Below are 22,055 nucleotides of genomic sequence, written 5' to 3'. Positions count from 1 at the left end.
GTTGGCGGCATGGCAATCCGCCGCGTTATACTCCGCTCATGGATACGAAGCCGATCACGCTGAGCTGTTGGTGGCGCGCCTGACTTAGGCGGCCCGTTTCCACTCGTCCATCGAAACGTGATGCCGCCAGTCCTGGCGGCATTTTCGTTTGTGCGCGCTGACGGCTGGTGGTATCGACAAAACGCAGAACCCAGACCATGACAGACGCAAACCAGACGACGAACCCGCCCATTATTCTCACCGGCGACCGCACGACCGGTCCGCTTCACCTTGGCCATTACATCGGCTCGCTGCGCTCGCGCGTGCAGCTTCAGCACGAAGCGCAGCAATTCCTGCTGCTTGCCGATGCGCAGGCCATGACCGACAACGTGGGCCGTCACCAGAAAGTCACGGAAAACGTGATCGAGGTGGCGCTCGATTACCTCGCCGTCGGCATCGACCCGGCCAAGTCGACCATCTTCATCCAGTCGCAGGTGCCGGAGCTGGCGGAATTGACCCAGTATCTGCTCAATCTCGTGACGGTCGCGCGCCTCGAACGCAATCCCACCATCAAGGCGGAAATCGTGCTGCGCGGTTTCGAGCGGGACATCCCCGCCGGCTTTCTGACGTATCCGGTGAGCCAGGCCGCGGACATCACGGCGTTCAAGGCGACGCGCGTGCCCGTGGGGGACGACCAGTTGCCGATGATCGAACAAACCAACGAACTGGTGCGCCGTTTCAACAACACGGTCGACAAACAGGTGCTGGTCGAATGCGAAGCGGTGCTCTCGCACGTCGCGCGGCTGCCTGGCATCGACGGCAAGGCGAAGATGAGCAAATCGCTGGGTAACGCCATTACGCTGGGCGCAACTCCCGACGAAATCACGAAGGCCGTGAACAACATGTACACGGACCCCAACCATTTGCGCGTGAGCGACCCGGGCCAGGTGGAAGGCAACGTGGTGTTCGCGTTCCTCGACGCGTTCGAGCCCGACGTACCCATGGTCGACGAACTGAAGGCGCACTATCGCCGCGGCGGCCTTGGCGACAGCGTGGTCAAGCGCGTGCTGAACGAACGTCTGCAATCGATGCTCGCCCCCATTCGCGAGCGCCGCCGCGAGTTCGAAACCGACCGTGCGGAGGTCCTCAACGTCCTGCGCCGCGGCACGCTGCGCGCACGGGAAGTGGCAGGCGCGACGGTGTCGGAGGTGAAGGGCGCGCTCGGCCTGAACTATTTCGAGAACTGAGCGCACGTGGCGGCAAGGCGCCCGGTAGCCGGGCGCTCCGCCTTGCCGGCCTACGGCTTGCCTTTCAGCGTGAACGGAGCCAGCAGCGACTGCACATCGATCTGCTGCCCTTGAAGCAGAAGCAGCCTGGCGTGAAGCACGGTGTTTTCGAGCACAAGCTTGGCGGTGCTGAGAAGATACAGCGCATGAATGTCGGACACCGACAGGTTGCCGGCTTCCACCTGATGGTGGCGCTCGACGAGAGAAGTCATGACAAGACGCCTGAGCTCCTGCTCTCCGAAAGGAAGATCGGCGTAGTCGATCGGGTCGTCGGCTTCAACCTCTCTCAGCATGTCAACAAGCGCTTCCGTGCTCACTTCCATGATTCGGCTCCCACGTTGTCGGTTAGGAACAGCATAGCCAAACTACGTCGCGCAACGCTCTCAGACTAACGGGTCTAATTGTGGGCGTCTAGTGTGACGGATTGGGTTATGCGGTTCGCGCAACGTTGGATGCGTACGGTATTCGCGAGAGGGGGCGAGGCTTGATGCCGCCGGCGGGATACCACGTAAGCATAGCCATAGCTTCAGGCCTCGTCGCTTTTGTCGGCTTTCGCCCGCTTAGTCGCAGGCGCTTTCTTCTTCAATTTGCTCTGGTTGTAATCAATCGCGGCACGGATGAGTTTTTTTAGAGTACGCGCCTCGACCTTGTCGCCCTCGAAGAAATCGATTGCCCGTCGTGCGTTGCCTTCGAGGCCTGCGTTGAAGAGCTTGTCGGGATCCGCGAGGCTCGCTCCGTTTGCAAACGTGAGTTTCACCTTGCCTTTGTGGGCGTTGGCGACCGCGATCATTCCGTCGCGGTACCACACGGGACTGCCCATCCACTTCCATTCCTCGACAATCTCCTCGTCGGTCTCAAGAATGATCTTGCGGATACTGGCGAATGTTTTTCCGCGCCAATCCGTTAGTTTTGCGATCAGCTGATCGATGCGTTCCGATGGATTCGCTGGATCTTTATTCATCGAATTCTGGTTCCGTTTCGTAGAGCCGCAATGCTTGGAGCGGCGGCATTGTCAGACGAGTCGGCACGCCGTATCGGCCTGGATATGACGCGCCGTCCTACGCGCCGACCTTATACGCAAGGCGGTTCGGCGCGGTGACTACAACCGATTCTCGACGATTTCCCTTGCCGTGTCGAATGGAGAGTCGGGGAGGCACTCGCCGCATACGAACATCCCAACATCAGAGCGCTTCCGGCTCTTCGTCAAGGATGAGCAGGAATAGCGTTGCCTGCGACGATATATCCAGTTTCCTATAGAGATTTCGCCGGTGAACCTTCGCGGTCGCAGGCGACACCCCAAGCAACCGCGCCATATTCTTGGTCGAATGGCCCGCAAGGATCATCAGTGCGATTTCAATCTCACGATTGGTCAGCGATTCGGTGGAGCGCTTGCGCAAGGCCTGTTCGAAATGAAGGCGTCGGTCGCTTTCCGTCGTCGTACCTGCAGCCGGCGCGAGCGCACCGGCCTGCGCCGTCACGGCATGGCACATCAATGGAATGATCCACGCGCTGTAAAGACAGAGCGTGCCGATTTCGGAGGAATTGAAGCGCCGCTTGCTGCCTAACGATAGCGACAATGTCCCCCCGCCCGGCAGCGGCGCGAGAAACTGCATTTCATCTTCGAGTACGTTGATCGAAAAATAGCGGCGAAAGTACTCAGTCTCGCGGAAGTGATCCGGCGCAACTTCGTCGAGACAATACACACCCGGACTGATTGCACCCAGACTGAACTGGTAGAACGGATCAAGCAAATAAACGCCGTTCAAATATCCGTGGAATAGCTCGTCGTGTGGCTCGCGGGTCTGAGTCTCAGCAATCAATCTCGGCTTGTCGCCACTCCAGAAGATCACCGCCACCCAATTGTCGAAGTGGGTCACTCCACGCAATAAATCCGTGAGCGCAGTCCAGAACTGCTTGTCGTCGAGTTTTTGAACCAGACGTCCAAGCCGTTGATGAAATGCCACGTCCGACACGTCAAGCTGCATGTCTATCTCCTCCAACTACCCCTATGAGGGTAGATCGCACTGTCGTTCTAACCCTTCGGCCTGATGTTCACCCGCAGCCTCGCGCCCTAGTATCGCAGTACCCCGACGCATACGCGTGGACGGGCAGTTCGCAGCGATACAGGAGCAAACCTATGGGTGTCAGAAACATCGGCGTTCGGATCGGTCACGGCATGCCCGGCCCGTTCAACGCCATCACCGACGTGCAAGGCGTCAGAGTCGGTCATCGTACCCTGGTCGAAAACCGGAAAGACATCTCGATTCGAACCGGTGTCACGGTCATCGAACCTCGCCCTGGCATGGCGCGGCTCGAGCCATGCTTTGCCGGCTGTCACATACTCAACGGAAACGGCGACGCGACCGGTCTGGAATGGATTCGCGAGTCAGGTCTGCTGTCCACGCCGATCGCTTACACCAACACGCACAGCGTCGGTGTAGTTCGCGATGCGCTAGTCGCCGCCGAGCGCTCATCGGTCGGCGAAAGCCAGTACTGGTGCATGCCCGTCGTGCTGGAAACTTTCGACGGCGTGTTGAACGACATCTGGGGGCAGCATGTCACCGCTGCACACGTTCACGAAGCGCAGGCGCAAGCAGCGAGCGGGCCAGTCGCCGAGGGCTCGGTCGGCGGTGGTACCGGCATGATCTGTCATGAATTCAAAGGCGGTATCGGAACGAGTTCTCGCAGACTGGAAGCGCATGAAGGGGGCTGGACGGTTGGCGCGTTGGTCCAGGCGAACTACGGCCGCCGCGAGGCACTTCGCGTAGCCGGATATCCCGTTGGCGACGCGTTACGGGAAGTGCCCTCGCCATTCGGCGCGCGCCAGAGAGGCGTGCCGGGGATGGGATCGATCGTGGTGACGCTGGCCACCGACGCCCCGCTGCTTCCGCATCAATGCAACCAACTCGCGCGACGCGCGAGCATTGGGCTCGCTCGCGTGGGCGGCGGTACTGAATATGCGAGCGGTGACATCTTCGTCGCTTTTTCAGTGGGTAACCATGCTATCCCGCCTGCGGATTACGGCATGGGGGGCGAGCGTCTTATGAGCGTGCTGGGCGTCAACGGTGATTTCATTTCACCGCTCTTCGTCGCCGCTGCCGACGCCGTTGAAGAGGCGATTCTCAACGCGCTATTCGCGGCCGACGATATGCATGGACAAGGCGTTCATGTGCACGCGCTCGGCGCGGCGCGGCTTCTGGAAGCGCTGAAGCAGGGCGGTTGGCGCCACGACTCGCATCCTGTCATGCATCAGTTCGCGGGCTGACCTGCTTCGCCATATCACCGTTAAGCAAGACACCTGACTACTACCGGAAGGGCACTATGTCTCCCCGCTATCTCATCACAAGCATTCTCACCGCGGCAGGCTTGATGGCCATGAGCGCACATCATGTGAAAGCAGACGAACTGAACGTCTACAACTGGTCGGACAATATCGCGGATGACACAGTTTCCGGTTTCGAAAAGGAAACGGGCATTCACACGCGCTATGACGTCTACGATGGCGACGACACTTTGCAGGCGAAACTGCTTAGCGGTTCATCCGGCTACGACGTGGTGGTGCCATCGTCCGCATACGCTGCCAGGCAGATCGAAGCGGGCGTCTATCGGAAACTCGACAAGAGCAAGATTCCCAATCTGGCCAATCTGGATCAAGGGCTCATGAAAATGCTTGCGTCAGCCGATCCGGGCAATCAGTACACGGTGCCGTGGTCGTGGGGCACGGACGGCCTTGGCTACAACGTAACGAAAGTGACGCAACTACTCGGCAAGGACGCGCCGTATGACAGTTGGGACTTGCTGTTTAACCCGCAGTATTTATCCAAACTCAAATCCTGCGGCGTTTCCGTACTCGACTCGCCCGAGGATGCATTCTCGGTTGGGCTGATCTACCTGCATAAGGATCCGAACAGCACAAACGCTGCTGACTACCAGGCTGTCTATCAGTTGTTCAAGACGATTCGTCCTTATATCACCCAGTTCAATTCCTCCGGCTATATCAACGACCTGGCCAACAACGATGTCTGCCTCGCGCTCGCATGGTCGGGCGACGTCGGGATCGCCAAGCGGCGAGCGCAGGAGGCGCATCGCGCCTACGAAGTTCGCTACGTGATTCCGAAAGGCACGGCCGTGCTGTGGTTCGATCTGATGGGTGTGCCGAAAGACGCGCCTCATCCAGAAGCCGCGATGCAATGGATCAATTACATCCTTCAGCCTAAAGTCAGTGCGGCGATCACCAATCACGTCTTTTATCCGAACGCTAACGCTGCGGCCCGTACTTTTGTCAATGCGGATATCCTCTCGAATGAAGCGGTCTATCCGAGCGGTGAGCGAATGAAATCGCTGGTGCTGTCGTTACCGCTGCCGACCGAGATTCTTCGCCTGGAAAACAGGTTGTGGACACAGCTCAAAGCGGGACGCTGAGCCCGCCCCGAAGACCATGGCATTGCCGCTCTGTTCGTGAAGCGCTCACGCGCATCGCCGACAGATAAGAATCAAGCGCTTTTTTCCCGTAGCGACGCGACATATTGCCTGGCTGCCTCGTTGCCGTGCGCGACTGCGCGCGAGGCAAGAGAAAACCCCAACTGCGTTTCATGGGCAGCCGCGCTGCGATCGTCGTCGAAAACTTTTGCAGCGCGGCGCATGTGCTGCGCGGCCTGCGTGTGAAGTTCCGACGCGGCGGCATGATGTTTTGCGGCAGTCAAACCGCTTTCAATGGACCCTGCCGGCAATGGCGCGCCGGTATGTTTGGCGGCGAGATTGGACTCTGCGATGGCAAATAGTGCATGGCCTTGCGCCAATACCGCCTGGTGGGCAGCGTGATCGTAATCCTTGCCCGCCTCGTAAATCTGCGACGCCTCCCGGTGAAATCGCGCTGCTTGCTCATGATGCGATGCAGCAGCGTCGAGGTGTTCCTTTTTGCTTTGCTTGGTATTCACGGCAGATCCTCCGATAACGGACTGGGTTCAAGGTAGCCGACTGCTCGCGGAAGGGCAACCGGGCGGAATCCATTATCGAAAGGTACTCTCTCTCGCGGTGGCGTGGGCTTTTGGGGGGCGGCGCCCCCCTTATCCGTGCTGCCCGACCGAAAGCGAATCTGTCCCGGCGTTTGAGATTGCACACTGCCCCGCCAACGGCGAGACGCTTGCCGCAAACTGTCAATGCGGGTTTGATCGCAAAGTGCCTGACGCCGACTCGAACACGCAGAGCGATCCGGCTCTTCTCGTCAAGACAAAGAGCACAAGGCATGCCATCGCGCTAGCCGTCTATCGGCCTTGATGAATCGGGAGCGCAGGGGTTTTTCTCTGCTGGCGCCGAAGCAGTGTGCTGATGCGCTGCTTGCGTGGGAGCAGTGGACAGCACGGTAGCGGCTGACTGTCTGAGCGCGGTCGGGGAAACCGGCCGCTCACGCCGCTGTCGCAAGAATCGCTTCGACGACCGCGTCCCTAGCGAGCAGGTAAGCTTCACTGCGCGGTCCATGGTTGATTGCGGTATCGATAAATGCGCGCTTGGCGGATTGATCGGCGAATCCGGCAGGGAAGATCGAATCCATATCGGAGAAGAATGTCGAGAACGGGCAGATCTGACAGGCGGACGCGAGCGGAGCTTCCGCAAGCGTGCCGCCGGCGTTCGACGCAGACGCCGTATTGCTGATGTCTGCCAGCCGACTCAATGCGTGCCGGTCCTCGGACACGAGATGCAGCCGCTCCTCCCAGATCAGCAACTGCGCCAGCTTCACGAATGCGCTGTTGCGATCGAGGCCATGTGGCGTGCGTGGTGTACTTGGGCGCGTCGCCAGCCAGTTTGCCAGCTGGTCGGCGGGCATCGGCTCAGCGATCGCGTAGCCTTGCACGGCATCCGCGCCTAGAATGCCGATCGCGTCGAGCAGATCGACGTGTTCGATACCTTCGACCACCACCGACTTCCCGAGCGAGTGGCCGAGTCTCGTCAACTGATAGATAAAGCGCAATACGCTATTGGCATCCTGGTCCGCGAGGTTCGTGATATTGCGATCAATCTTGATCCAGTCGAACGGCAACTGCCGCAGACGATTCAGGCTGCTATGACCGGAACCCAGGTCGTCCTCCGCGAGAATCACGCCCAGCGCCTTGAAGCGGTTCAGTGCCTGCAGAATGTCGTTGCTCGCGGGCAGATCGTCGGTTTCCAGCACCTCCAGCGTGAGAACATGCGGTGTGCAGCCGTGCTGCGTGAGCGCGTGCTGCGTCGCCGCGAAATAGCGGACATCGCTGAGTGCGGCGGGCGGCAGATTGATCGAGACGGCAAGGTCGATGCCGTCCTCCAACCACACATTTCTTTGCGCGAGCGCCTGGTTCAGGCCGCTGACATAGAGGTCGAAAAAGTCGTTCGACGACATGACTGGAAAAAATGCGGCCGGACTTAGAACATGTGCGCCGTCACGCAGGCGGGCGAGTGCCTCGATCTTGGTGACCTCCCCCGTCCTGATGTCGAGCAAAGGCTGGTAATACATCAGTAACGCGTCAGAGTGGAGAAGCTCGGTCCAGCGCTGCCGCTGCGTATAGGGAACGGTGCGCGTGCGACCTTCGAAGTTCTCGATCCTGTCGATCGCCAGCCCCAGCAGACTCTGGAGCATGGCAAGGAACGCACTCTGATCTTCAGACGAATAGCCTCCCGGGTAGGGGCTGTAGAGCGAAAGAATGGCATTCGCCGTCTTGCCCGGCTGCCGCAACGGAATGGCAATGCTGGAGCGAAAACCCGCTGTTTCGGCGCGCTCCCGCCAGGGCTCCATGCTCGGATCCGTTGCAATATCGACAACTCGCTGCACCTCGCCGCTGCGCCATGCGCGCCCTGCCGGCCCCTGCCCTTGCGGCTGCATCGGGTCTGTCGTGATCTGCTGCTCGCTGCCGGCCTCGACATGCGAAACATACGTGCGGATCGCCCCGCCCGACGCGGACTCGAACCGAAACACGCCCTGTGAGTCAGGGCGGCCAACAGAACATCCCGCGACTTCTTCGTGCCGGCTAAGGAGATTCACCGTGATGCCGATCAGTTCGGTATAAGTTTCGGCCTCCCACGCCACACGTGTGAGCGACATGAGAACCTGCTGCCGCGACGCCTGGACCTGTTGATAGGCCTCGGTCTGAAAGGCGAGATCGCGCGTCAACCGGCGCGCCAGCAGCGATAGTGCCTCGTTATGCTGCGCCGTATCGACCAAACGACGAATCTCAGTCGAGAGGATGATCCTGCTGCGCACCAGTTCTTCGCGATCGAGGCCGACAATCGCGTGCACGCGGCCCACCCTCAACGCCATTTCACGATGGTCCCGTGCAGTCAGATCGGGGGACGCCATCTTCAACAGCGTGTCCTGCTGCTTCGCTTTCAGGTGTTCCAGTTCGTCTGGCGACAGCGCTTCGAGAATGGCTTTCGACCTCGGCAGTGCGGCCAGTTTCAGATAAAAGGCGTCCACTATGTGCGCGGCGTGATCGGTCATCGCGCTCAACAGATCGGTGAAAATGAGCCGGCGCGCTGGATCGTAAAGATCCGCTTCGTCATCCATCAAATGATTGATTGCGCCGCTGCTTTGCGCAGGATTCGCCATAAGCTTGCAGTCTCTTCTGTCGGTAGTGCGACGCATATCCGGCGACGAGCACCGGCGCCAACAAGGCGGTTTCGATGAGACGGCCGCGTTCCCAGCATCGCATGAATGGATGTACGTGAACCCTATCATAGGGCATCGGCGTATTCCCTCATGACAAACGCCATATTCAGCCATATTCAACGATGCAGCGCGTCGCGCTTGATCGTAGTCAAACTCAGCCGCGCCGCTTCGTCTAACCTGGTCGAAGTCGCGGGTTATGGGGACAAAGCCGCACGGCGACTACTCCTTTAACCTCTGGTCACCAGAAAGGAATCGCGATGACAGTGGCGCTGATCGCAGCGTTCGATGTGGCAACCCGATCGTTTACGAAAACGGTTTGCTTCATGGCTGCTGCCTTTGCGCTTCTGGCAACAGGTGGTTGCGGCACCTATATTGCGCCGCCGAACGACGCCGAACTCAAGGCATCATTAAGCGAGGTGCTGGATCTCTATTCGCAGCGGCTCCGGCTCGTCGACCAGGTGACAGTAATCGCACAGGCCAAGCTGAAACACGGGACGTCCGTACTCGCGGAGGTGGCGAGTGTCCGCGCCCAGATCGTTGCCATGGAGGCCACGCCTGCGCTGGCGAATAGTCCCATAGCATTCGAACGTTTCGACGTTGCGCAAAGGCAGCTTACCGAAGCGGTGTCCGCGCTGATGGTCGAAGCCGAATCCGAGCCGCGCCTCAATTCGGACGCCACCTTCCGTGCGCTTCAAGGCAACCTCGCCCTTTGGGCGACACGCATCGGTGCCGCTCGCACACGTTACGACGAAGCGGCCCAGATCTACAATGCGGCATTGCACACGTTCCCGCATAACATCGCGGCAAAGTTGTGCGCCGAACACGACAAACCTGTATTCAGCGTGGCGGACCGTCGACCATCGGGGAGCCTGCCGCACATCGATTTCCGGGAACTGCGTGGTGCTCTACGCGTCTAGCCGCCAAAGGTGCCCCACATGTCGCCGGCGATGAGCAAGCGGCGTCGCGTTAGAAGCGATGACGCAAACCGACAGCAGCGACGAATTGATTCGCCCCCGAGGCGCGAGAAAAGTTAGAAATCTGGGCGCCTTGAATACCCGTTCCTTCTAATTGGTTCGCACGCTGGTATAACGCTTCGGCATATACGTCCGTTCGCGGTGACAGGAAGTAAGTGTTCAACAGCCCGAGCTGGTGCCATTTCGGATAGCGCACGCCAGTAGGCGTGTCGAAGCGGCCGTATGTAAACACGTAATTTGCCGAGACATGCCACTTAGGCGTAATGAAGTAGCGCAAGTTGATTTCGGCGTTCTCGAAACGGATGTCGTCGTGTGGCAACGAAATGGCCGTGTCGGCGACGTTGTTGATCGACGTCGCGTTGTCGAGCCGCGTCTCGCTCAGCACGAGTCCGACGAGTGCGTTGTCGTACCGGTAGTTTCCTCCCACCGCATACGTTCGTTGACGGTCGGCGTTAAAAGGCGCACCCGCCGGCTCAGCACCATTCGTGTTGGCGGTGGCGAGATTCGAAGCGTGGTTGAACTGGAAGTAACCTGCGCCCACGCGCATTCCGCCATAGTGGTAGCTGGCGCCCAGGCTGTACTCGCGGCTGTCGTCAAAAGCCCCGGCCTTGTTTGAAAAGCCGTACGTTCCGCCGAAAGTCAAACCGTGAAACTCCGGGCTCGAGTATTTGACCGAGTTGTTCGTACGCGTATAGTTATCCAGATTATCGTTGTCGTACGGATGCGCGAAGGCTGTTCCGCCGTAAGCGGTCCCACCGAGTGCGAAAGGCTCGACGTATTGAACCACCGCGTCGAACTGACGGCCTAACGTAACCGTCCCTGAACGCTTCGAGGCCAGCCCGACGAACGACTGGAACCCGAACAGCCGGCCCTGCTGCGCGGCTGTACCCGTCATGACGGAAAAGCCGTTGGTCAGCGTAAAGAGCGCATTCAGGTCGCTGGTAATGGGTTCTTCGCCCGTCAGCGCCCAGCGGCTGATGTTGACGTCGCCGTTCTTCGCTTGCCAGGCCGACCGATGTCCCGACGCGTTACCTGCATCGCTAACGTATGCAATCCCGGCGTCCATCGATCCTGTCAGCCGCAACGAAGCTTGCGCATGCACGAATGGCGACGTAATAGCCAGAACCACAGCAACTCGCAACCGCGCGTGACGATTCGCACCGCTGCGGTGTCCGCGTGTGTCCCCGAAGTGCGCGGAAAGCGCAATGGCTCGGCTTCTGGCCGATTGCCTGTAATTGTTCATTGAATGACGCGTAGGGTTGGTATCGATGCCGGTCAGTGGTCTCCATGACCTGATTTCAATGGCATTCGATTGTTGAGCGAATATGGCGCTCGACTTTTTACCACCGCACTATCGCGCCCATACAGGTGCCAATGTGTAAAGCACTCTTCCACCACACAGCGCTAATGGCGATACGCAACGCGTCCCCACCCTCAGTCGCGCGGAAACGGCGCGTCGCGATCCAGTAGTGCGGTCCGAACGAAATGCAGGCAACCGATTATCCTCAGCATGCGATAGCGCTCCGCCGTATGAGGTGTCAACTCCTCCAGCCGGATCTGCGCCGTGCTGATCGCCACGTTGACGGTCGCGAGCGCGCTTCTAAGATGCTTCGCATTGGGTTGATCGAACAGCACCGGCAACGCGCGCACCGCCAGATCGATCGATGCGAGCCAGCGAGGCTTCGTCGTCCGGCCACTCATTTCGTTCGCCTGTTGCAATTCGCCACGCAGGTCGATGGCCGCGTGCCCCACTTCGAGCGTGGCGAGCATCCATTGCAACGCGTCGCGATGTCGATGCGATTGCGTAATGAGCAGCGTGCGCAGTTGCGACATCAGGTCGTGAGTGCTCGACTGAAAGCGCCCGTCGAGTCCGGGCAGTGGCGCGGTGCACGCCATTGTGACTTGCCCCCTCAAGTGACGCTTGATCTTCTCGACGAGCCAGGGCATTTGAGGCGGAAAGATGACCGCGAACGCGATCGCGCATAGCAGCATCGACGTGAGAATTGCCAGGCCGTTGTTCATCAGAACGTCGGGAGCGTAGTCGATTACATTGTCGGGCCCGGCGAGCAAGCAGAAAAACACTGCGAAGCCGACACCGTATGCCGCCGTGGACCGCCGCGCCGTGAGGAACGCACCGAGGCCGAGCGGCAACAGAAGCGCCGCGCACAAGAGCGGAAACCCATCGATGTTCGGATAGACGTGAGACAGGAACACGCAGCCGAACAGAATCGAGAGCGCGGCTCCAGCTGCAATCTGCAAGGTGAATTTTGGCGGCACGGGCGAGGTCGAACTCAGTGCGCAGGTGATAGCCGCGCCCGTCACCAGAAAGCTGCCGCCGGGCCAGCCGGAAGCGATCCAGAACCAGCTCGCGGCGCCGACCGCCAATACCGTGCGAACGAATGCGAGTCCAACAACATACGGACTGGTTTGTGGTTCGTACCGTACGCGCGACCGGTCAAGCGCATGTTTGCGCGAATTGGCCAACGAGAGGTAAATGTCGAAATACGACAGGAATTCGCCGGCGAACCGATGAACCAACTCCATTGCGGTGACGTAATCCAGCATGGAGCGTGGCGCGACCCGTTCGATCTCCCGCTGCGTTTCGCGCGCACGCCGCGCGAGACCGCTCTGGAAACCCTTGATTCGCTCCAGTAGCTCCGACATGTCGGCCTCCCCCTTTTGCAGCTTTTTGCCGACATCCACGAGCAACACGGAGAGTTCGTCGAGAAACGGGGAAATGGCGGCGATCGTTTCTGCCGCGCCGCTGCTGTGCAACCGTTTGAGAAGTTGGTGCAGCGCATGCAGGCGGGCGCACGCATTCATGAAGTCGCTATTCAGTCGTGCGAGCCGTGCCGCCCGGGCACGCATGTCGGGGTCTTCGTACGAGGCGAAGGTGCGGGTCGCTTCGAATCCGACGATCTCGTCGACGAGTGCGGCAAAGCGCTTCTCGAACATATCCGCCGATGATGCCGTCGACAGTACGCCGGCTGCAAAATCCGTGAACTCAATGGTTCGCCGCTTCAACGTGCGGAATAAAGTGGTCGTCGCCTTGATCGGGAAGACGAGCGCGCTCACCGCGGTCGAACACAGAATACCGATCGAGACCTCGGCAGCGCGAGTCAGCGCGGCCAGAAAAATCGTGTTCGGCTGCATCAACGCAGGAACGCCGATCAGCGCCGCCGTATAACCGGCGAGCACGAAGCCATACCACCGAAAGTGCCGGTTTCGAACCGCCGCCGCTGTGCACAGCCCAATCCAGCAGGTCAGTCCGAACAGATACAACTCCGGGTCCTGCACGCAGACGCCCGCGAGCAGAATCGCAAACACGGTGCCGACAGCCGTGCCAATTACCCGGTAAAAACTCTTCGCGAGCACCATTCCGCTGACGGGCTGCATCAGAACGAAGACCGTCGTCATCGCGGTGCGCGGCTGCTGGAGGTCGAGCAGCATCCCGATGCCGAGCGCCAGCAGCGCTGCCGCCACCGTCTTGAACAGGTGCAACCAGATCAGACCGTCATTGAGCGCCCAATGGGACGACGCCTTTCTCGCCAGCCTCAGCCAGCGCGAAACCTCGTTTCTTTGGCTCAATGAGGGACTACGTGAATATCGGAGGTCCATAGGAAAACGCGGCGGTGGTTGCCCTTTACGGAATTGAACCGCGTCATGGCTTCGTCCGTCGCCAAGGGAAGAATGTCCATTCTAGGACCGCCAAATACGCGTATTAAGCGGGCTCTTAGGGAACCTCCGTTGTCGCCAGGGTAACAATGCGCCCGTGCGGCCCACGTCATTCACGCGCGTACGGCCCGGGGGAGATCAGCAGGCTCGATCGATCTATCCTCATCCACCAAGGGACCATTCCACCCGAGGCGGCTAATTTATTACGTCATCCTTTATAAAATGAGTCATATCAATCAAACACAGATGAGGTCAATCATGTTCAGGTCGCTTTTCCCGGTTGTTGCTATCAGCGCCATTCTTGCGGCACCGGCAATTTCGTTTGCACAACAATCCGATCAGCCGGTAACGCGCGCCCAAGTGCGCGCCGAACTCGTCGAACTTGAAAAGGCCGGCTACAACCCGGCGCGCGGCGAAGATCCAACGTATCCCGCCGACATCCAGGCCGCGGAAGCCAAGGTCGCCGCACAAAAGGCCTCGGCAGCCTCGTACGGCGGCTCGACGGTCGGCACCTCGGCAACAGGCACGAGCCGCGCCGCGGTTCCGGCGGCCAGCCTGGATAGGCAGTCGCTTTACACCAAGCATTAAAGACAGACCGTGCGGAATGGAGGGCGCAGGGCCGCGAGGGTCACTGCGCCGCCAGCGTTGCGGGTCGCGTATGACTGCGACTCGCGGCGAACGGCTCATTTGCGTGCCACCAAAACCAAACGAATAGTTCGAAATGAGCGCGACCGAGCCGGATGCCAAACGGCTCAATGCTCCAGATAGCCTTTCAAGGTGTTGATCCCGTCGGAGTGACGCAGTTTCTGCAATGCCTTGTTCTGTATCTGGCGAACCCTTTCACGGGTCACGTCGAACTGATCGCCGAGTTCTTCCAGTGTGTGTTCGGAAACCGCATCGACGCCGAAGCGTAGCTTGATCACCTTCGCCTCGCGCGGCGTCAGCACACCCAACGCCGCGTCGATAGCCACACGCAGATCGGCTTGCAGCAGGGCGTCGAGCGGGGCGAGCGCGGAGGGATCTTCGACCATTTCGCCAAGCGTGGTGTCCGCCTCCTCGCCGATCGGTATATCGAGCGAAACCGGCTGTCTCGTGACTTTCTGCACGTTGCGCACCTTGTCCTCGCTCATGCCCAGGCGCGCCGCGAGTTCGCTGGAACGGGCTTGCCGCCCCGTTTCCTGACGCATTTCGCCCGCCACCCGCTTGACGCGGTGCATGGCGTCCGCCATATGGACCGGCACTCGTATCGTGCGGCCATAGTCCGCAATCGCTCGCGAAACTGACTGACGAATCCACCAGGTGGCATACGTCGAGAACTTGAAGCCACGCCGGTACTCAAAGCGGTCCACTGCCTTCATCAAGCCGATGTTGCCTTCCTGAACCAGATCGAGCAACGGCATGCCGCTCTGCACGTATTTCTTTGCGACCGAAACGACCAGCCGCAGATTGGCTTCGATCATCGCGCGGCGCGCTTCCTGAAGCGCGCGATCCGCCACGTTCATCCGTTTGCTGATCCGCTTGAGTTCCTGCAGCGACAAGCCTTCGCGCGCCTCGATCCGGGTCAGCTTTTCCTGCTGGCCTTGAATCGACGGCGCGCAGCGCATCAACGCCGCACTGCAAAGCGGTGCCGCGGCGGCCGCGCGTGCAAGCCAGCCGGAATCCGTTTCGCTTCCGACGAACGTACTAACGAACATGTCGCGCGGCATGCCGCTTTGATCCACGGCGAGCCGCAAAACGTTTCTTTCGATGCCGCGAATCTCCTCGACCGCCTGCCGGACTTCGGCGCTGAGCTCGCCGATTGTGCGCGCACTGAAGCGAATCTGTCCGACTGTGGATGCGATCAGCGCGAGCATGGCCTGTGCCGTATCGCGCTGGCTGATTCCTCCGGCCACCGCTGCCCGCCACAAGGCAAGCCGTTCGCGTGCCTGCGAAAAGATCGCCTTGCAACTCGCCGTCAATTGATTGATGCGGGTTTCGTCGGCCTCGGCCGTGGCGCCTGGTTCATCGGATGCAATGCCGTCGTCGGCCTGCCCTGACTCGCCAGCTTGCATTGTCCGGAGCGCCTCATTGGCGCATGGCTCGAAGATTCCGTCGACCAGATCGTCTATATCGAGTTCGCCGGATGCAACACGATCCGCGCGCGCGAGGATCGCCTCGATCGTGGCGGGACGCGAGGCGATTACCTCGAGCATCTCCCGCAAGCAAGCTTCGATACGGCGCGCGACGGCAATTTCGCCTTCGCGCGTCAAGAGAGGGGTTGCGCCCATTTCACGCAAATAGGCGCGCATCGGGTCGGCCGCCGGTCCGGGTTCGGATATGGCGATGGTCAGCGCCGTGGCCGTTTCGTCTTCGGCGACATCGTCGGGCGCCGATTGCTGGGCGGCGTCGTTCAGCAAAAGCGTGTCGCTGGCCGGAGCGGTATCGCGCACAGCAATACCCATGTCGCCGAACGCCTTGACGATGCCTTCAATGGCGTCTGACTCCGCGACGCAATCCGGAAGGTGGTCGACTATCTCCGTGTGGGTCAGGAAACCGCGCTCCTTGCCCAGCTTCATCAGCGCGCGTAGCTGTATTTCCCTTGAATCCTGTTCCATCGACACTTGCACCGCTTTCTCCATCCTGGCTGCATGCCTCCACAAGCAAGGTCGACGCGCGTAGCCGCATGCGTTGGGTGGCGCCGACGCACTGGCGCGGCGCCAGATGAGCGCTCGCGCCTTTGTGCTTCAGGCAAAAATTCTAGAAGTCTTGTACGGGTAGATCAATCGGACATCGAAAGAACCTCAGTTCCAGATTGGACAACAATGGTTCTGTACCGGGGTCCACCGCAATGTACGAAAACCCTTCGCCGGCGCCGGTCAGGGCGGCGGCGAAGGTGGGGACTTGGCATCCGGCCAATTCACACAGGTGGCTTAGAACATGTGCAACAAGGCAACGCGATAAACCATCTGGTTACGTCCAGACGATACGTCGGCCGAGCCTGGAATATTGGCGAAGTCGAAGTCAGTACCGGTATTCGCACTGACCGCATGCTGATACGCCCCCTCGGCAAACACAGACGTCCGCGACGACAGATCGTAATTGAGCTTCAGACTAAGTTGATGCCACTTGGGATCGAATTGCCCGACCGTCGACGAAAGCCGCGCCTGTGTGTACGTGTAGCATGCGCCGAGATATAGCGCGGGGGTGAAGTGATACAGACCGCTCACTTCGAAGTTATCGAACTTCCACGCGTTCCATGTGCCGCCAGGAGGTTGCGTGGTGCCCGTGAAGTACGCATTCGCCGTCGGATCATAAACATCGACATGCGAATACGCGAGACCGACGAGCGCCTTTCCGATCGTGTAGTTGACGCCGATGCCGATGTTCTGCTGTGACCGGGCGTTGAAAGTATTGTCGCTGGTCACCGCGCCGGACGAATTGGCTGGCGCAACCACGGCGGAACTCGCATTATTCAGCTTGAGATACGAGGCTCCGATCTGCAGGCCGCCGTTCTGGTACTGCGCACCGAAACCATACAGCCGGTTATTCGAAAACCCGCCCGCCTGATTGCTGAATGCGTACATGCCTTCGGCTGTGAAACCGTGAATGGTCGGCGTAACGTATTTGATCGAGTTGTTGACGCGGAACGAATAGTCGGTGTTGTCGTTGTCGTAAGGGTGCGCGAAGAGATATCCCGTCCAGTTACCGTTCGCTGTCATCGGCGAAAACATGTCGACGCTGGGATCGTATTGCCGCCCCACGGTGAACGTGCCGTACTGGTCCGACGCAATGCCCACGAACGCCTGGCGGCCAAACTCCCTGCCGCCTTGACCCATCTTGCCGGTGTTCACGTCGAAGCCGCTTTCGAGCTGGAACACAGCGTGATATCCAGCGCCGAGATCTTCGGTTCCCTTCAGACCCCAGCGGCTTCCGTAGTCATACCCGCTTTGCATCTGGAACGCGTCATGCCCTCGCGCGTTGGTCGTGTAATTGAAACCATCTTCAATCTTCCCGTAAAGCGTCACGCTGCTTTGCGCATGTGCGGCTGTCGCAAGCGTGATTGCGGACATCGCCACGCAGATTCGTTTCATCACCACCGCTAATCCCCTTCCGTTGAATGGTTTGAATACCTTCGTTTTTTGTCGACCAGCAACGCCTTCACGCGCCACCGCATGAAGCCATTCGATTGATCGATGCCAAACGTTAAGTGATCCAAATTTCTTCGCGTATCAGCGAAATCGGAAGAGTCCTTTGCAACCGGCGCAACAACACGGTTTGAAGGGGTGAATCATCGGCAGACAGGCCGCCGGCGTGCGTCGTTGCTGCCGAAAGCACAGCACGGTTCTTGCGCGCTAGCTCGCAACAAGCACTTATTTTCGGGGTCCGCCGGACTCCGACTTACCCTGATCATCTTCGCCATATCCGGCCTGTGCTTCCTTGCGGCCGGCAGCATGACGCGCAGCCACTACCGCTTCCGCGGCAAGGATGTCGTCCGGGTAATGCGGGTCGCTGCCCGCGCCGGGGTGCCACCCTGCCAGTTCCAGTTCAACCAGTTCTGCTCTTACCTGAGCACGCGTAAGAGGCGTGGTCGATTGTGCGAACGCGAGTGCGGGAATAGCGGCGGCAAGTGCGACGAACGCGCTGAGCACGCCATGTTGGAACGTAGACTTCATGTTGAACGGCCTCGTGGGACGTAATGGTTTGAGCGACAGCCAGTGTTGCTATTGGCTGCCGCAGTCTATCCATGTCCTCTCGAATCGGTAACCGTCGCGCCTGGAAAGTATTGTTTCCGAAAACGCGCTGTTTCAGACAAAGTTCGCAATAGTGGCTGCATGTGCCATGCAAAGTCGTATCGGCGGCATGGCAACGACCAGGCGGTGGCCGAACCTAGCGCACTGCCCAAACAAAACCACAGTCTTTGCACACGACAATAGCCGCCAGCGCAGCCTCGATCTGCGCTGTTCGCGCTTGCTCATTGCTGGAAAAGCACAGCGATTCGCACATGTCACCCTCGTACGCATACGTCAGATCGGGTGAGTCGCATAGGACACATTCCGCAGGGACGCCTCCTTGAACGGAGCGTGCGCCCATATCACGTGAAGGAGCGGGCTGAACTGGCGTTTGCGTCATCTATGCTTTTCTACCTTGATTGTGTGTGTACTGTGGCGCCGGCGCGGCTTGATTTACCGCAACGAACATCGAAGCCGATAAGATATCGGCTCCGATTCACCTCACGCGCCCGCGCACGATTTCCGCCGCCTGCCATGAAACAAGCGCAATGCAGCCGAATGTTACCTCGCGTGCCCGCTTGACGAGTGCCAGCGATAGCGCTGCCTCCCGATCCACGCCGACCACCAGCGCGAGAAGCATGACCGCTGCCTCCTGCACACCAAGACCGGCCGGCACCATGAACGCCGCGTGACGCACGGCTTGGGTCAAAGCTTCGATTGCCAACGCGCCGCTCACCGACACCGGATGCCCCAGCATGGACAGCGCCCAATATGTTTCGAGCGCGCCCACAACGTAGCCGGCGAATTGCCAGAGGAAAGCGCCCAGAAGCAGGCCCGTGCGCGACATCAGTGCGTCGATATCCGCATCGAGCCGCTTTCCGTCGATATCGCGCAGCAAGGGGTGCGCGTGGCCCAACAGTCTCGCTGCGAAGCGCTCGATCCTGTGAAATAGCCAGCCACGACGTAGGAGTACGGCCGTCAGGACCGGGAGCGGCAGTGAGAGCGCCAAGGCGAGCCCGATCGTCTTTATCGCGCTGACTTGATGCGTGGATGTGGCGATCAGTACGAGCCCAAGCGCGGCAAACGCGTATTGCACGGCCATCGTGACCAGCACCTCGACGACGACCGACGCACTGACCGCGCTCGCGTCCCGGATGCACCAGCGTGCGAGGCCGATTCCGACGAATTCGCCGCCAATGCTCGCGACCGGCAGCAATCGGCTGACCGCCTCGCGCACGGTCGCGACCCACCAGAGAAACGGCAACGAGGCCCGCTTGCCCAACAACAGATACCACGCGTAGGCGTCTAGCAACAATGGCAATGCGTGTAGCGGCAGCAACCACAGCAGCCCGAATCCGGCTTTAGCGATGACGCGCATGACATCGCCCGCACCTTCATGCAATACGAGCGCGATGAGTATCGCGATGCCGAGCGGCAATCCTATCCAACGCAGCCATTTCATGTCGATTGCACGCGCCTTGCGAGCAAATCGACAAAACCGCCCCGCGTCGCGCCCGCGGCACCGATCGCCTCTGCCACGCGCGGGGATAGCAGCGCGTCGAGTTCATCTGCGTGACGGTACGACTGCATGCCGGGCGTCAATGGAGCGTCGCCCGGTGTGGCAGGGTGACAATAGATTTCGCCGACACCGCCGGGCAGCCCTTCGAGCGCGGCAAGCCAGGCCGATTCGCTCATGCGCCCGGTGTCCGCGAGTCCGACCACATAGTCGTTGTGTGCGATGCCGGCGCGGTCGAGCCGGCATCGCACCAGGCTCATCCATGGCCGCAACCAGAGGGGTGCATCGCGTTCGATCGGCAGACGCATCGCGTGCATTCCGAAGTCGCGTCCGATTTCGATGATCAGCGAGAGCACGGTCGGATGCAGGTGAAAATGCTTGTGCGTGTTGACATGATCGAGTCGCAAGCCCGTCTTCGCGAACGCCGCGAACTGCGCGCGAATTTCGAGAGCAAGCTGTGCGCGAACGTGTGGCAGAAAATAGAAGCGGAAGCCGTCGCGCACCATGTTGCTGCCGAACCGGCCTTCTGCGTTCACCAGTGCGGGAATCACCTCGCGTGGCAGTAGAGCCATGCCATCGGCGAGGACCAGATGCAAGCCGACGCACAGCTGGGGAAGCGAGCGGGCGCGCGCAACTGCGTCCTCGGCCGCGGGCGCGCCCACCATCAGGCTCGCTGCGGTCAAGACGCCGTGCCGGTGGGCGAGTTCAACCGCTTCGTTTACGCGAGGATGCAAGCCGAAGTCGTCGGCCGTGATAATCAGCATCCGTTGACGCAAGCGATCAGTGTCGTTCATGCCTCGTGCGCGCGCAGGAAACGGAAGAATTCGACGCCTTCACGCAAGCGCCGCTTCATCATGTCCCAGCTCGTCAGCATCTCGCGCAGGATTTCCCAGATCTTCGACGGCCGGAAATAGAAACGCTTATAGAAATTTTCTAGCTGATGGTAGATCTCGTCGCGCGAAAGATGCGGATAGCCGATCGCCGCGAGCTGCACGCCTGATTTGCTGACGAGGTTGATCACCTTGTTCTCTTCGAGCCAGCCGTTTTCAACGGCCTCGTTGTAAAGCCTGGTGCCGGGATACGGCGCGGCGAGCGACACCTGGATCGTGTGCGGATTGATCTCCTTGGCGTATTCGATCGTCTTCTGGATCGTGTCCTGCGTCTCGCCGGGCAGACCGAGAATGAAGGTGCCGTGAATCTTGATGCCGAGATTGCGGCAATCTTCGCTGAAACGGCGCGCGATGTCGGTGCGCAGACCCTTCTTGATGTTCAGCAGAATCTGGTCGTCGCCGGACTCGTAGCCGACCAGCAGCAGGCGCAGGCCGTTTTCCTTCATGATCTTCAGCGTCGAGTACGGCACGTTCGCCTTCGCGTTGCACGACCACGTCACGCCCAATTTTCCGAGCCCGCGGGCGATTTCCTCAACGCGCGGCTTGAAATCGGTGAACGTGTCGTCGTCGAACATGATCTCCTTCACTTCGGGCATGTTGTCGCGAATCCACTTCACTTCGGCCAGCACGTTCTCGACCGAGCGCGTGCGGTAGCGGTGGCCGCCCACGGTTTGCGGCCACAAGCAGAACGTGCACTTCGAGCGGCAGCCGCGGCCCGTGTAGATCGACACGTACGGATGCTTCAGATAGCCGATGAAGTAGTTGTCGATCTTCAGATCGCGCTTGTAGATGGGCGCCACGAACGGCAGCTCGTCCATGTTTTCGAGGATCGGGCGCGCTTCGTTGTGCTCGATCGAACCGTCGGCGGCGCGATAGCTCAAACCCTTGATCTGCGAGAACGGTTTGCCTTCGGCCACTTCCTGACAGGTGAAGTCGAATTCTTCGCGGCAGAGGAAATCGATCGCCTCGGTGGCAACCAGCGAATTGTGAGGATCGACGGCGACCTTCGCGCCCACCATGCCGATCAAAACCGACGGCTTGCGCTTCTTCAGGTCTTCGGCGAACAGGGCGTCGGTCGGAAAGGACGGCGTGCTGGTATGGATCACCACCAGATCGTATTGCTGCGCAATGTCGAGCGTTTGATCCACCGACAGACCATCTGCCGGTGCATCGAGCACGCGGCTATCGGGCACGAGTGCCGCAGGCTGCGCAAGCCACGTCGGATACCAGAACGAGCGGACTTCGCGTTTGGCCTGATAGCGCGAACCCGCGCCACCATCGAAGCCGTCGTACGACGGCGCCTGCAAAAAAAGCGCTTTCATGATTGCTCCGGCAACTTGTGTTCTATAGGGAAAATTTCGCGTTGCGCGAGCGAACTGTATGTCATTTC

Annotated in this window: 18 protein-coding genes; 5 read left to right on the top strand and 13 right to left on the bottom strand. The window is 59.9% G+C overall.

The annotated features are described in order from the left end of the window. The first annotated feature begins 197 nt into the window (after window positions 1-197). Window positions 198-1,226, top strand: coding sequence for a tryptophan--tRNA ligase (gene trpS / locus BLW71_RS30665; RefSeq protein ID WP_091806050.1), 1,029 nt, complete (start codon window positions 198-200; stop codon window positions 1,224-1,226). A 50-nt stretch (window positions 1,227-1,276) separates the two neighbouring features. Here trpS and BLW71_RS30660 read toward each other — a convergent pair whose 3' ends face one another. The 3 genes from BLW71_RS30660 to BLW71_RS30650 all read right to left on the bottom strand — a co-directional run bounded on the left by BLW71_RS30660 (window position 1,277) and on the right by BLW71_RS30650 (window position 3,250). Next, window positions 1,277-1,588: a hypothetical protein gene (locus tag BLW71_RS30660; RefSeq protein WP_091806046.1), complete on the bottom strand. Its 312-nt coding sequence runs from the start codon at window positions 1,586-1,588 to the stop codon at window positions 1,277-1,279. Window positions 1,589-1,791: 203 nt separating this feature from the next. Then, the gene (locus BLW71_RS30655) at window positions 1,792-2,226 is read right to left on the bottom strand and encodes a DUF1801 domain-containing protein (RefSeq protein WP_091806043.1); all 435 of its coding nucleotides are present in this window, start codon (window positions 2,224-2,226) and stop codon (window positions 1,792-1,794) included. Window positions 2,227-2,446: 220 nt separating this feature from the next. Next, window positions 2,447-3,250: a helix-turn-helix transcriptional regulator gene (locus BLW71_RS30650; protein WP_091806039.1), complete on the bottom strand. Its 804-nt coding sequence runs from the start codon at window positions 3,248-3,250 to the stop codon at window positions 2,447-2,449. Window positions 3,251-3,402: 152 nt separating this feature from the next. On the opposite strand from BLW71_RS30650, the gene BLW71_RS30645 reads away from it, so the two are divergent. Together BLW71_RS30645 and BLW71_RS30640 are read left to right on the top strand one after the other, a co-directional pair. Then, a complete protein-coding gene (locus tag BLW71_RS30645; RefSeq protein ID WP_091806036.1) occupies window positions 3,403-4,530 on the top strand; it encodes a DmpA family aminopeptidase in 1,128 nt (375 codons plus the stop codon). Window positions 4,531-4,586: 56 nt separating this feature from the next. After that, the gene (locus tag BLW71_RS30640; RefSeq protein WP_091806034.1) at window positions 4,587-5,687 is read left to right on the top strand and encodes a polyamine ABC transporter substrate-binding protein; all 1,101 of its coding nucleotides are present in this window, start codon (window positions 4,587-4,589) and stop codon (window positions 5,685-5,687) included. Between the two features lie 71 nt (window positions 5,688-5,758). Here the strand turns inward: BLW71_RS30640 and BLW71_RS30635 are convergent, their stop codons facing one another. Together BLW71_RS30635 and BLW71_RS30630 are read right to left on the bottom strand one after the other, a co-directional pair. Beyond that, window positions 5,759-6,202 carry a hypothetical protein gene (locus tag BLW71_RS30635; RefSeq protein WP_091806032.1) on the bottom strand — a complete coding sequence of 148 codons (444 nt, stop codon included), beginning with the start codon at window positions 6,200-6,202 and terminating at the stop codon, window positions 5,759-5,761. A gap of 467 nt (window positions 6,203-6,669) precedes the next feature. Continuing rightward, the gene (locus BLW71_RS30630; RefSeq protein WP_091806030.1) at window positions 6,670-8,841 is read right to left on the bottom strand and encodes an EAL domain-containing protein; all 2,172 of its coding nucleotides are present in this window, start codon (window positions 8,839-8,841) and stop codon (window positions 6,670-6,672) included. A gap of 317 nt (window positions 8,842-9,158) precedes the next feature. On the opposite strand from BLW71_RS30630, the gene BLW71_RS30625 reads away from it, so the two are divergent. Then, a complete protein-coding gene (locus BLW71_RS30625) occupies window positions 9,159-9,818 on the top strand; it encodes a LemA family protein (protein ID WP_091806027.1) in 660 nt (219 codons plus the stop codon). A gap of 49 nt (window positions 9,819-9,867) precedes the next feature. Here BLW71_RS30625 and BLW71_RS30620 read toward each other — a convergent pair whose 3' ends face one another. Continuing rightward, entirely contained in the window at window positions 9,868-11,004 is a 1,137-nt protein-coding gene (locus tag BLW71_RS30620; RefSeq protein WP_091806024.1) for a porin, read from the bottom strand. Between the two features lie 305 nt (window positions 11,005-11,309). Continuing rightward, complete coding sequence (locus BLW71_RS30615; protein WP_091806021.1) at window positions 11,310-13,493, bottom strand: FUSC family protein; 2,184 nt, start codon at window positions 13,491-13,493, stop codon at window positions 11,310-11,312. Window positions 13,494-13,808: 315 nt separating this feature from the next. On the opposite strand from BLW71_RS30615, the gene BLW71_RS30610 reads away from it, so the two are divergent. Next, the gene (locus tag BLW71_RS30610) at window positions 13,809-14,138 is read left to right on the top strand and encodes a DUF4148 domain-containing protein (RefSeq protein WP_091806018.1); all 330 of its coding nucleotides are present in this window, start codon (window positions 13,809-13,811) and stop codon (window positions 14,136-14,138) included. Between the two features lie 164 nt (window positions 14,139-14,302). On the opposite strand, the gene rpoD is transcribed toward BLW71_RS30610, so the two are convergent. From rpoD to hpnJ, 6 genes are all read right to left on the bottom strand, one after another. Beyond that, on the bottom strand, window positions 14,303-16,156 hold the full coding sequence (rpoD, locus tag BLW71_RS30605) for an RNA polymerase sigma factor RpoD (protein WP_286162154.1): 1,854 nt from the start codon (window positions 16,154-16,156) through the stop codon (window positions 14,303-14,305). Window positions 16,157-16,459: 303 nt separating this feature from the next. Next, entirely contained in the window at window positions 16,460-17,620 is a 1,161-nt protein-coding gene (locus tag BLW71_RS30600; protein ID WP_091806012.1) for a porin, read from the bottom strand. Between the two features lie 279 nt (window positions 17,621-17,899). Then, window positions 17,900-18,202, bottom strand: a complete 303-nt coding sequence (locus BLW71_RS30595) for a DUF4148 domain-containing protein (RefSeq protein ID WP_091806010.1) — start codon at window positions 18,200-18,202, stop codon at window positions 17,900-17,902. A gap of 553 nt (window positions 18,203-18,755) precedes the next feature. Then, window positions 18,756-19,721 (bottom strand): lysylphosphatidylglycerol synthase domain-containing protein, encoded by a 966-nt coding sequence (locus tag BLW71_RS30590; RefSeq protein WP_091806007.1) that lies wholly within the window; start codon window positions 19,719-19,721, stop codon window positions 18,756-18,758. Continuing rightward, a complete protein-coding gene (gene hpnK, locus BLW71_RS30585) occupies window positions 19,718-20,569 on the bottom strand; it encodes a hopanoid biosynthesis-associated protein HpnK (protein WP_091806004.1) in 852 nt (283 codons plus the stop codon). The genes BLW71_RS30590 and hpnK overlap by 4 nt, the downstream gene beginning before the upstream one ends. Beyond that, on the bottom strand, window positions 20,566-21,987 hold the full coding sequence (gene hpnJ / locus BLW71_RS30580; RefSeq protein WP_091806001.1) for a hopanoid biosynthesis associated radical SAM protein HpnJ: 1,422 nt from the start codon (window positions 21,985-21,987) through the stop codon (window positions 20,566-20,568). The genes hpnK and hpnJ overlap by 4 nt, the downstream gene beginning before the upstream one ends. Window positions 21,988-22,055 lie beyond the last annotated feature (68 nt).

Source organism: Burkholderia sp. WP9, from assembly GCF_900104795.1.
Taxonomy (GTDB): Bacteria; Pseudomonadota; Gammaproteobacteria; order Burkholderiales; family Burkholderiaceae; genus Paraburkholderia.
The sequence above is the reverse complement of the archived record's forward strand: the minus strand, read 5'-3'. Positions and strand labels throughout refer to the sequence as shown.